Annotated in this window: 12 protein-coding genes; all 12 read left to right on the top strand. The window is 41.5% G+C overall.

Annotated features, from left to right (window positions below):
• Nucleotides 1-2 precede the first annotated feature (2 nt).
• Complete coding sequence (locus HMPREF1521_RS05735; protein WP_038117001.1) at nucleotides 3-524, top strand: HAD family hydrolase; 522 nt, start codon at nucleotides 3-5, stop codon at nucleotides 522-524.
• 14 nt (nucleotides 525-538) lie between these two features.
• A complete protein-coding gene (locus HMPREF1521_RS05730; RefSeq protein ID WP_038116999.1) occupies nucleotides 539-1,468 on the top strand; it encodes a lysophospholipid acyltransferase family protein in 930 nt (309 codons plus the stop codon).
• Nucleotides 1,458-1,994 carry an LPS export ABC transporter periplasmic protein LptC gene (lptC, locus tag HMPREF1521_RS05725; protein ID WP_038116997.1) on the top strand — a complete coding sequence of 179 codons (537 nt, stop codon included), beginning with the start codon at nucleotides 1,458-1,460 and terminating at the stop codon, nucleotides 1,992-1,994. Before HMPREF1521_RS05730 ends, lptC begins: the two co-directional genes overlap by 11 nt.
• Before the next feature lie 15 nt (nucleotides 1,995-2,009).
• Nucleotides 2,010-2,729 carry an LptA/OstA family protein gene (locus tag HMPREF1521_RS05720; protein WP_038117142.1) on the top strand — a complete coding sequence of 240 codons (720 nt, stop codon included), beginning with the start codon at nucleotides 2,010-2,012 and terminating at the stop codon, nucleotides 2,727-2,729.
• Between the two features lie 9 nt (nucleotides 2,730-2,738).
• Entirely contained in the window at nucleotides 2,739-3,458 is a 720-nt protein-coding gene (gene lptB / locus HMPREF1521_RS05715; RefSeq protein ID WP_038116993.1) for an LPS export ABC transporter ATP-binding protein, read from the top strand.
• 9 nt (nucleotides 3,459-3,467) lie between these two features.
• Entirely contained in the window at nucleotides 3,468-4,559 is a 1,092-nt protein-coding gene (locus HMPREF1521_RS05710; RefSeq protein ID WP_038116991.1) for an LptF/LptG family permease, read from the top strand.
• A gap of 133 nt (nucleotides 4,560-4,692) precedes the next feature.
• A complete protein-coding gene (locus HMPREF1521_RS05705; protein WP_038116989.1) occupies nucleotides 4,693-5,901 on the top strand; it encodes a DUF3084 domain-containing protein in 1,209 nt (402 codons plus the stop codon).
• Between the two features lie 155 nt (nucleotides 5,902-6,056).
• On the top strand, nucleotides 6,057-6,581 hold the full coding sequence (locus tag HMPREF1521_RS05700; RefSeq protein WP_038116985.1) for a hypothetical protein: 525 nt from the start codon (nucleotides 6,057-6,059) through the stop codon (nucleotides 6,579-6,581).
• On the top strand, nucleotides 6,574-7,443 hold the full coding sequence (locus tag HMPREF1521_RS05695) for a YitT family protein (protein ID WP_038116983.1): 870 nt from the start codon (nucleotides 6,574-6,576) through the stop codon (nucleotides 7,441-7,443). The genes HMPREF1521_RS05700 and HMPREF1521_RS05695 overlap by 8 nt, the downstream gene beginning before the upstream one ends.
• 11 nt (nucleotides 7,444-7,454) lie before the next feature.
• Nucleotides 7,455-8,039, top strand: a complete 585-nt coding sequence (lepB, locus tag HMPREF1521_RS05690) for a signal peptidase I (RefSeq protein WP_038116981.1) — start codon at nucleotides 7,455-7,457, stop codon at nucleotides 8,037-8,039.
• Nucleotides 8,040-8,677: 638 nt separating this feature from the next.
• Complete coding sequence (locus HMPREF1521_RS05685) at nucleotides 8,678-9,940, top strand: S-layer homology domain-containing protein (RefSeq protein WP_038116979.1); 1,263 nt, start codon at nucleotides 8,678-8,680, stop codon at nucleotides 9,938-9,940.
• A 595-nt stretch (nucleotides 9,941-10,535) separates the two neighbouring features.
• Entirely contained in the window at nucleotides 10,536-11,765 is a 1,230-nt protein-coding gene (locus HMPREF1521_RS05680) for an S-layer homology domain-containing protein (protein WP_038116977.1), read from the top strand.
• Nucleotides 11,766-11,973: the final 208 nt, after the last annotated feature.

The following is an 11,973-nucleotide window of genomic DNA, read 5'->3' as shown; positions in this document are numbered from 1 at the left end:
TAATGGATATTCGATGGATTGTACTTGATGTAGACGGTGTTTTATCCGACGGCTCGCTGATCTATACATCCGGCGGTGAAGAAATGAAGAGCTTTTCCGTAAAGGATGGCTTAGGTCTCACGGCGGCCCGTAAGGCCGGTTTTAAATTGGCTATCATTACGGCTCGCAGATCACCGATGGTTGAACGTCGTGCCAAAGAGCTTCATTTTGACGCATTAATCATGGGCCATGCAAATAAAACAGAGGCATTACGTACCCTTTGTACGGAACATGGCATCGATGCGGAAAATATCGCTTATATGGGTGATGACCTTAATGATTTAGGAGCGTTACAGATCGTAGGTTTACCGATGGCACCTCAAAATGCGGTACCCGAGGTAAAGGATATAGCTAAATTTATTTCTCATGCTGCGGGCGGTCATGGTGCCGTGCGGGAAGCCGTGGAATATATTTTGAAGAATCAAGGCTTATGGGACTCTGTCATAGCAGACTATGCTCGGGAGGCACATGCTTATGGACAATAAAGGAGGTGAGCAGAATGAACAATGAATGGCAATACCATTTAGTTAAAGCTATTAGTTGGCTTGTATGTCGACTGCCATATAAACTCATTTTGCTCATAGGTGCTAGTTTAGGCCCTATATATGGTCTTATAGCGAAGAAGCAAAAGCTTAGAGGCATTAAAAATATAAAGATAGGCATGAATATGAATGACCAGCAGGCTGAAGAGCTCATTAATCGCTTGTTTAAGAATTTGGGCCGCAGCGTCATGGAAGTCCTGTATATGCCGAATTTAACAAAATCTTTTATTAATAAACACATTGAACTGCGCGGCATCGAACATCTGGAGTCGGCCATCGCGGAGGATAAAGGTGTCATCGTTCTCACCGGTCATGTAGGCAACTGGGAATGGATGGGGGCTGCTATGGCGGCACACGGATATCCATCTACGACGATTGTAAAAAAACAGCCGAATGCTCAATTTACCCGTCTGATGAATGAATATCGCGAGATGGTGGGGCTTGATGTGTTTGCCAGCGGCGGTAACGAAATCGTATTGGCTGCAAAGGCTTTAAAGAAAAAAAAACTGCTTGGTTTCCTTGCTGACCAAGATGGATATATACATGGTTTACCTGTTCCGTTTTTAGGGCAGGAATCTTCGGCCGTGATGGGACCGACTACATTTGCAAAAAAATTCGGTTCTCCGGTGGTGCCGATTTTTACATCTCGTAAACCTGAAGGTGGGCATATCGTTCATATTCTACCTGCATTGCACTATGTGGATACCGGTGATGAAGAAGTGGATATGTATCGCCTGACAGAGGAATGTGTTCGTGTAACCGAGGACTTTATTCGTCAACATCCGGATGAGTGGCTCTGGTTCCAACATCGTTGGATGACCAAGATGAACGAAATTGTCGATTACGATAAGAAAATGGCTATTCGGGAGAGGGCACATGAAAAATAATAAAAAGTTAATTGCTATTGTGGTCGCTGTAGTATTTGTCCTGGTAGGGCTTATCGTATATATCATGAAAGATTCCGGCGAATCCACAACGACTCAGACAGGTGCCGGACAACTAGTTAATTTCCAAGGTGCAGATTTGCAGGAGGAAAAGGACGGTAAATTGGTGTGGGCCTTATCGGCAGAAAAAATTGAATATGACCCGCGAACGAAAGCTATCGTTTTGACAAATCTAAAGGGGCAATTCTATCAGAATAATGTAACCACAACAATTACGGCTCCTCATGCGGTCCTGACAGGAGACAGAAATTCTCTTGATATAGATCAGGGGGTAACTGCAACAAATACGGAAGGGGCAACCTTTAAAACAGAGGCTTTACATTTTGATAATAAAACAAAACAGCTTACATCTCAGTCGGCTTTCACCTATACCAGTAATGACGTGACATTAGTGGGCGATAAGCTGGAAGGCAATATGTCGCTACAACAGATCAAAGCCATAGGTAATGCGAAATTAACAAAGAAGTAATAGTGAGGAAATATGATGAATAAGAAGAAACAGATTGGTATGGCCGTATTGGCTGCACTCATGACCGCATCCATTACGGCATGGGCGGCCAATGATCCGTTGACCATCAGTGCGGATACATTATCATATGATGGTACTACAGGTCGTGCGGATGCGAAGGGAAATGTCGTGATTACCCAACTTGATAAAACCATGACCGGTGCAAACGGCTGGTATAATACGAAGACACAAGAGGCTAATCTTGACGGCGGCGTATCCATGATCGGTACCGATATGTCTATGTCGGCTCAATCCGTTCATAGCTTTAACAATAATAAATTCACCGCTATGGGTGATGTGCATTTACAACGGGCAGATCGCCAAATCTTTGGTAATTCCGTTGAATATAATACTGATACAGAGTATGGTTTAGTATCCGGAAATGCACGATTGATTGCGGAAGGAACGACCTTGACCGGCGATCAGGTTGAAGGCTGGTTGAAGGAGATCAGAGCCGTTGCCAAAGGTAATGTAACCTTTGCTAATCCGGAACGTAATGTATCCGGTTCGGCTGACCGTGCTACGTATACACAAACGCCAAATCAAAATGACGGGGTTGTGTTGTTATCCGGTTCTGCGCATGCCGTACAAAACGGCAATGTGCTGAATGCACCGGAGCTTAAGATTCGCCTTGCTGATGATTCCGCAGAAACATTAGGGGGTCGTAGCACATTAGTCATTGTTCCAAATCAGTAAGGATCGTATATGTATATAGAAACCAAAAACTTAGTCAAAACCTTTAGCGGTCGCAATGTCGTGGATGGGGTGAGTCTGCGCGTTGATAAGGGGCAGGTTGTAGGCCTCTTAGGTCCTAACGGGGCAGGGAAAACCACATCATTCTACATGATTGTGGGGATAGAACGACCTAGTTCTGGTGTCATTACCGTAGATGGAAAAGACATTACGAATATTCCCATGTATAAGCGGGCCTCTGAGGGAATCGGATATCTGCCGCAGGAGGCTTCGATATTTCGTTCTATGTCCGTTGAGGACAATATTCGTGCCATGCTGCAGACTACATCAAAATCCGCTGATGAAATTGAATCCATCGTGGAATCGCTCATTGAGGAATTTCATATCGAGCATGTGCGCGACCGTATGGGGATGCAGTTGTCCGGCGGTGAGCGACGTCGTGTTGAAATCGCACGTTGTTTAGCCTTGGAGCCGAACTTCATCTTGCTTGATGAACCGTTTGCCGGGGTTGACCCAATTGCGGTGGCGGACATACAGCAAATCATATTACATGTTAAAAATCGAGGTATCGGTATTTTGATTACGGACCATAATGTACGGGAAACATTGGGGATCGTTGATAAGGCGTATATCTTGAGTAGTGGTAAAATCCTCTTGGAAGGAACCCCTGATGAGATCGCGAATAATCCGATTGCGCGAGAACATTATTTGGGGGATAACTTTAAACTATAGGAGGGGACCATGCGATTATTAGACAAATATATTTTGAAAGCCTTTGTAGGTCCTTTTCTATTTGGCGTTTTCGCCTTTACCAGTATATTTATAGGTACGGGCACATTATTTCGGATTGCTCAATACATTACCGAATACGGGGCGCCTTTATTGCTGGTTATGAAAGCATTCATACTGGCATTACCGAGTATTGTCATCTTAACATTCCCTATGTCTGTACTGTTGGCATCGCTCATGACGTTCAGTCGCTTGAGCAGTACCAGTGAAATCGTCGTGATGCGGGCCGGTGGTCTCAGCTTTTTACGGTTGGCCATGCCCGTGTATATCATCGCGCTCATCATATCCATCGGAGCCGTAGCGTTTAACGAGTTTGTTGTCCCTCGTACAAATCATATGTATCAGAGTATTGTGCGCGAAGAAATCATGAAAAATGCATCGCCTCAAACCCAGGACCATATCGTATTGAAGACGATGAATGGTGATGACTTGGGTACGTTGATGTATGCAAAGCATTACAATAGCGAGACGAAAGAGTTGAGCATGATTACGGTGCAACAATTCGGCGAAGGCGGTAAATTGCAGCAGGTGGAAAATGCGGATTCCGCCGTTTGGAATGGACAGTACTGGGTAATGCATAACGGTATCATTTATGATATTTCCGCCGGTAACGGTGTGGAGCGGACCATGCGCTTTAAGGAGCAATCGCTACCGATTAAGTCTGCCCCGAAGGATATCCAACAAGATCAACGTAAACCTGAAGAGTTGACGATTAAGGAATTGCGTCATCAAATCAGCGCCTATAAGGCGGCATATACAAATGCCAATAAATTGGAAATGGAAATGTATCAACGTTTTACCATTCCGTTGGCAAGTTTCGTATTTGCCTTGGTAGGGGCTCCGTTGGGATTACAGAAACAGAGATCCAGTTCATCGATCGGCTTTGGTATCAGTATCTTGATTATTTTCATCTATTATGGTGTCATGACGTTCGCCGGTGCGCTGGGAAAGGGCGGTGCGTTGCCGACGATGCTCGCCGCATTAATTCCGGATACATTGGGTATTATTGCGGGCTTGTATTTGAATTGGCGCGTATCCAAGTGACGACGTCATCTAGGTAATAACGTAAAGGGATATTTACAGTTATTACTTAGTGACGGTATACTATGAATATAAATATAAGTTATAAATAGATTAATATAATGTTTGGTAATGGAAATGAAAGGAGGGACGTGATGTGCTGGTAGGGCTTAAAATTTTGATTATTATCGCCTTGATGGGCGGGATTATCGCCTATATGGGTGATAAGTTAGGCACGAAAATAGGTAAACGTCGTATGTCCCTCTTTGGTTTACGACCTAAACATACATCTATTATCGTTACGATTGTGACCGGCTTGCTTGTTGCAGCTGCAACCGTAGGGGTCCTAACATTTACATCTCAAAGTGTACGAACAGCTCTTTTCGGGATGGATAAATTGCGCTCGGATATGAAGCAACTCAACGAAGAAGTGGCGGCTAAGACGCAGGAACTCATCCGAGGGAAGGCTTTATTGGAGCAGAATAAGCAGGAACTGCAGGAGCGCATGAATGAAATAGAACAGATTCGACGCGAGGTAGAGACGACCCGGGCTGAACTGGAAAGTGCTCAGGCTGCAAAGGATGCTACAGAGGCTGAATTGGCTACGTTGCAGTCCTCCTATGCACAGGTTTCTCAGAAGTTGGCCGATTTGGAAGCGACGCGTGCCAAGATGGAAGCCCATATTGCAGAACTGCAGAATACGCAGGAACAATTGCAGAATGGCATCATTCATCTCCGTGAAGGGACGATTTTATTCCAAGTAGATCAACTGTTGGCACAAGCCGTAGTTCGTCCGGGATTAAGTGAAGAAGATAGTCATAATGCTATCAAAAATATTATTGACGATACCAATCAACTGGTTATGCGCCGGTTAGGTATAACCGATACTGGTCAATATGTAGTATATGTGGATCGTCAAAATGTGGAAATCGCTACACAGAAATTAATCGGTGCCAAGACACCGATGGTGGTACAAGTTGTGGCGGCGGGAAATATCATCGCCGGTGAACCTGCGGTGGCTACCATCCAGGTATATCCACAACAATTTATCTTTAAAAATGGTGAAGTTATTCATTCCACCGTGATGGATGGCGGTAGTAATGCTCAGTCGGCTATGTTGCAATTTTTGAAACAGGTCAACGAAAATGCGAAGGCAAAGGGTGTTATTCCGGATTCCTTGACAGGTGATATCGGTACGATACCGGGGGATGATTTATTTGCGGCTATACGTCGTATCGGTATGATGCATGGCAAAGTTCATGTAGAGGCTTATGTCGATGGAGATACGTACTCCTCCGGTCCGGTACATATTAAATTACGTATAACACAAATGCCGGATATCGATAGAAAATCCAGAATGCAATAAGTGATAAACATCAGAGTTATATCGACATCATAATTCGTGGGAAGCGTACCGTGCTTCATGGAATAAAATCGGGAAGGTCTTATGTGATTTTTTCACATAAGGCCTTCTTTTTATGTTAAAATATAACTATTGTATTCGTTAGTGAGGACATTAACATGACTGATAATACTTATATTCTGGCAGTGGATCCGGGTAATGAAAAGACCGGGGTTGCTATTGTAACGCCGACGGGGGCCTTGGTATATCGCGATATCATTGCCAGTAAAACTTTCAATAATGATATAGAACGAATTTTGACAATCTATTACGGTGTTAATCATATTGTATGCGGTAACGGAACCAATCATAAATATTTATATCCATCATTACAGCAGATTGGACGCAATCACAAGATTACCACAAGTCTCATTGACGAGTCCCGCAGTACGGAGGAGGCCCGTAAATTATATTGGCAATATAATCCGCCGAAGGGGTGGAGAAAGATTTTACCTACAACCATGCAATTTCCTCCGGAGCCGGTGGATGATTTAACGGCCTATGTAATCGCATTGCGTTATACGAAACAATTAATTCAAAGTGCTCTGGCCGCAAAAGAGGATGATATTGATTCGGGCGAGCTGCAAGAAAAACGTTTGCATGCGATGGAGCAGTTGTACGGAAAAGGAGATAGACATGAGTAACGATATGACAGCGCGCAGCTGGACACATTTGATTATGCGTTGCCTGATGATGATATTAGGGGCTCTTATCTATACGGTAGGCCTTGATTTATTCTTGGTACCGAATAACATCATCGACGGTGGCGTAGTCGGTATTTCATTGATGGCATCTGAGTTGTCGGGGATCTCGTTCAGTATTTTCGTAGTCCTCATCAACTTACCGTTTTTGTATATAGGGTATCGGGTTATCGGTAAAACCTTTACGTTCTCCACGTTGTTTTCCATTGTGTGGATGGCTATATTTTCCAATTTTGCCCATGATTTTGAGCCTGTTACGACGGATCCTTTTTTGGGAGCCATATTCGGGGGGATTATCCTCGGTATCGGGGTAGGGCTCATTATTCGAAACGGCGGTTCATTGGACGGTTCAGAAATCGTGGCGATTATCTTTGATAAGCGGTCCACATTCTCCGTCGGGGAAATCGTCATGGCTATGAATCTTATCATTCTGGGGGCTGCAGGCTTTGTATATAGCTGGAACAGCGCGATGTATTCTCTTATAGCTTATTTTATCGCTTATAAGATGATTGATATAACGATTACGGGCCTTGAAGAGTCTAAAGGCGTTATGATTATTACGGATGCGGCAAATTCTGAAAATATTGCGGATGCCTTGAATGAGAACCTCAATAGAGGTGTTACTATTATGTATGGTGAAGGGGGCTACTTAAAACAGCCTAAACATGTATTATATTCTGTGGTGACACGACTCGAGATTACACGTCTTAAGGATACCGTATATGAGGTTGATCCAACCGCATTCATTACGATTCAGGATGTGCACGATGTATTTGGTGGACGATTTAACACAGGTGGTCATTAAAGGGGGCCCTTATGAGTAATAAAGTAGGAACAACAATTGTAAAAGAAATTTTAGACTGGATATACGCCATCGCATTGGCACTTGTTATTGCTATGGTCATTCATATCTTTTTGATTCAGCCTACCCGCGTATCCGGCGAATCGATGGAGGATACATTACATAATGGACAATATCTGATCGTTACAAAATGGCATCATATTATGAATGAAATGCCGGATTACGGTCAAATCGTTATCATCGACAGTCGTGTCAATCGGGAACGCACATGGGTGGATGATGTGAAAGAACCGTTGATGAATTACGCGTCCGTGTTCAGCAAGTCTGCTCAGACTAATGATGTATGGGTAAAGCGTGTTATCGGACGTCCCGGCGATGTATTGGAATTTAAGGACGGTCATGTGTGGCGTAATGGACAGGAATTGCAGGAACCTTATATTAAGGAACACAATATAAACTATACGCGTTCCACTCCGGTGACTGTACCGGAAGGGCATGTGTTTGTTATGGGGGATAATCGCAATCACTCCAGCGACAGCCGCTTTATCGGCCCTGTACCGATAGACCATGTGTTAGGATTCGTATCCTATGCAATTTAAATAATATAATACAATATAATATAAATAATAATATAATAGTGAAAGCCTATTTATAGCATAATAGTGAAAGCTTATTTATAAGCGCATAATAGTAAAACTTTTTGTTGCTGAACATGAATGTTTCAATTGTTGAGCATATGGAAAATTTACTCATAAAAGCGCTTATAAATAGGCTTTTTATTTGTTTAAAATAAATGAATTACGTTAAAATCGCTTATAAAAGTGCCTGTAATTAACAGATATATAACAAAAATTAATCTATGATACATAGTTAGATTAGGTAAAATTACTAAAAATAAGATTAAAAGGGATAAATTTTAGTGCTATTTTTACGAAAATAAAATGAAATTGTATGAAATTTAATTTTAAGAATACAGTAAAAATAAGGGTTTGTACATTGAAAATTATTCATGAAGAAAAATTCATCAAATTTAATTGCGTGAAATACTTTACAAGAAAAATGACTGGTGCTATAGTCACAGTACAGAAAGACATAACCACATAGAAGTAGAACAAAGAAAGACCTATTTAGATGAGGAAACGTGGACACTCCTAAAGAATTCTTTCAGAGTTAAGCGGACATGTGATGACTGTCTTCTGATTATATATTTCTTTATATAAGAAGGAAGGTTTTCATTATGAAAAAACAATTCGCAACAATGTTAGCAGCAACAGCAGTGTTAGGTGTAACAACAGCATTTGCTGCAAATCCATTCTCCGATGTAACTCCAGACAGCTGGGCATATCAAGCAGTATCCCAATTGGCACAAGCTGGTATCGTTAATGGTTATCCGGATGGCACTTTCAAAGGCCAAAACAACATCACTCGTTATGAAATGGCTCAAATGGTAGCTAAAGCTATGGCTAACCAGGATCGTGCTAACGCTGAACAACAAGCTATGATTAACCGCTTGGCTGATGAATTCTCCAATGAATTGAACAGCTTGGGCGTTCGTGTATCCCGCTTGGAAGATCGCGTAGGTAATGTAAAAGTAACCGGTGATATGCGTCTTCGTTATCAAGGTTCCGAAGATAAGGGCGTTTACAAACCAAACAGTAAATCCTTAACTGACGGCCGTGCACGTGTACAGTTCAATGCTAATGTAAATGATAAAACAGAAGCAGTTGTTCGTGTAAAAGGTAATTACGAATTCGGTGATTCCAGTAAGGATTCCCAAGCAAAAATCGATCGCGCTTATGTAGATCACAAATTCGGTAGTAACGTATCCGCTAAAGCCGGTCGTTTCCAACAGACAATTGGTGGCGGTTTGATGTACGATGATACATTCGACGGTGCTCAATTGAACCTCGGCAATGACAAAGTTCAATTGCAAGGTGCTTATGGTTACATGATTGACGGCGCTGCTGATGGCAACTCCAAATCCGATAATCCATCCGTATCCTATGTCGGCTTGAAGGGTAAAGTTGGTAAAGAATCCTCCGTCGGCGGTTTCTACTCCAGATTATCCAGTGGTGACTTGAACCACAATGGTGTAACAGTTAACTCCGATAAACAAAATGTTTACGGTTTCAATGCGGACTTACGTAAAAATAAATTATGGGCCGGCGGCGAATGGTTGAAAGCTTCCAACGTAGATAACTCTCAAGCTTGGACAGCAGGTCTTGGCTACGGTAACTACGACATCGCTAAGAAAGGTACATGGGATGTGAAGGGTCAATACTTCAACCAAAAAGCTAATGCACCTATCGTAAGCTCCACATGGGATCAAGCATATGACTTGACTAATACATCTAACGGTTACAAAGGCTACATGGCTTCCGTAGATTATGCGGTACAAGATAATGTAGGTTTGAGCGCCGGCTACGGTTTCAACTCTAAAGACCAAGACGGTAACGACTTATCCGACTTCTACCGTGCAGAATTGAATTACAAATTCTAATTTAGTTAGAATCATAAAAAAAGACTTCTTCGGAAGTCTTTTTTTGTATGAAATGTTTTGTATATAATGGTATATATAAAGGAGAAATTTTTTGTATGTATTGAAGTTGTGAATAAGTTTTTTCTAGTATTTAACGGTAAACAGGGCACTATATATTGTATGAAATCTTTATGAAACATATTGTATAAAATGAGATGAGGTTAATTAATAGGTACATCATTAATTAGACATACTTAATAATATTTATGAGAATTAATATTGAAAAAGGAGATGAAATACAAAGTTTGATTTTTTTTCAAAATTTATTAAAGCTTCATGAAGATAGAATATAACTGGCTTCATCGAATTTTCAAAAAAGAAAATTTGATTGTTGAGAACAAAAATGAGAAAAAGGGGTTTACACTAAAAATAGGTTGTGCTAATATCACCGTACAAGAAGTGACAAACACATGAAACGAGGAACTTCGATATAGAATATGGTGAGGAAACGTGGACACTCCCAAGAATTCTTAATCTGAAGGACTGAGTAAAATGTGAATGTTATGACTTGTAACATTTTTATTTTTTTAGTTTTTCAGAAAGAAGGAATTCAACTATGAAAAAACAATTCGCAGCTCTTTTTGCAGCAACAGCAGTATTGGGTGTAACTACTGCATTCGCAGCTAACCCATTCTCCGACGTAACTCCAGATTCCTGGGCATACCAAGCAGTTTCCCAATTGGCTAACGCTGGTATCGTTAACGGTTACCCAGATGGCACTTTCAAAGGCCAAAACAACATCACTCGTTACGAAATGGCTCAAATGGTAGCTAAAGCTATGGCTAACCAAGACCGCGCTAACGCTGAACAACAAGCTATGATCAACCGTTTGGCTGATGAATTCTCCAACGAATTGAACAACTTGGGCGTTCGTGTAGCTCGTTTGGAAGACCGCGTTGGTAATGTTAAGGTAACAGGCGATATGCGTTTACGTTACCAAGGTTCTGAAGATAAAGGCGTGTACAAAGATAACAGCAAATCTAAATTTGATGGCCGTGCTCGTGTACAATTTAATGCAAATGTAAACGACAGAACTGAAGCAGTTGTTCGTGTAACTTCCGGCAACTATGAATTTGGTGATTCCACTTCTAGTGGTAATGCAAATGCTACAATTGACCGCGCTTATGTAAATCATAAATTCGGCGAACGCGTATCCTTAAAAGCTGGTCGTTTCAACCAAGTTATTGGTGGTGGTCTAGCATTTGACGGTACTTTCGACGGTGCTCAATTGAACGTTGGTAACGACAAAATTAAGGCTCAAGCTGCATACGGTTATATGGTATCCGGTGAATTAGCAGGCTTGACTAAAGATGAAAATGTAACTCATACATATGTTGGCTTGAATGGTAAAGTAGGCAAAAATAGTACTGTAGGCGGTTTCTACAACCGTGTAAACCAAGATGGCGATGGTTATAAAAACATCTATGGTTTCAACGCAGATGCTAACTTCAACAAAGTTTGGGTTGGCGGTGAATGGTTGAAAGATTCTAAAGTAAATCGTTCTCAAGCTTGGGTTGCAGGTCTTGGTTATGGTAACTACGACATCAAAAAAGCAGGTACTTGGGATGTGAAAGGTCAATATTTCAACCAAAAAGAAAATGCACCTATCGTTGATTCTACTTGGAATCAAGCATATACTCAAGATTCCAAAGGTTGGTTGGCAACTGTTGACTATGCATTGCAGAACAATGTTGGCTTGTCCGCTTACTACGGCTTCGATTGGAAAGATCAAGCTGGTAACGATCTTAGCGACTTCTACCGTGCAGATCTTAACTACAAATTCTAATTTGATAGTTAATCATACAAAAGAGACTCCTCCGGGGGTCTCTTTTTTGTATATATTTATATGTGCACCGTTTAAGGTACCAACTAAGATATCAATAATTTTAATGAATTTTTAGTGAAACGGGCCGGTGCTATTCCTTTTTGGTATGGTGATGAACCTTTATTTTATGGTTATTATGAATGAATACTCTGTATATTTTGTTTTATTA

Origin of the sequence: Veillonella sp. AS16 (assembly GCF_000517785.1) — a bacterium.
Classification (GTDB): Bacteria; Bacillota; Negativicutes; order Veillonellales; family Veillonellaceae; genus Veillonella; species Veillonella denticariosi.
The sequence above is the reverse complement of the archived record's forward strand: the minus strand, read 5'-3'. Positions and strand labels throughout refer to the sequence as shown.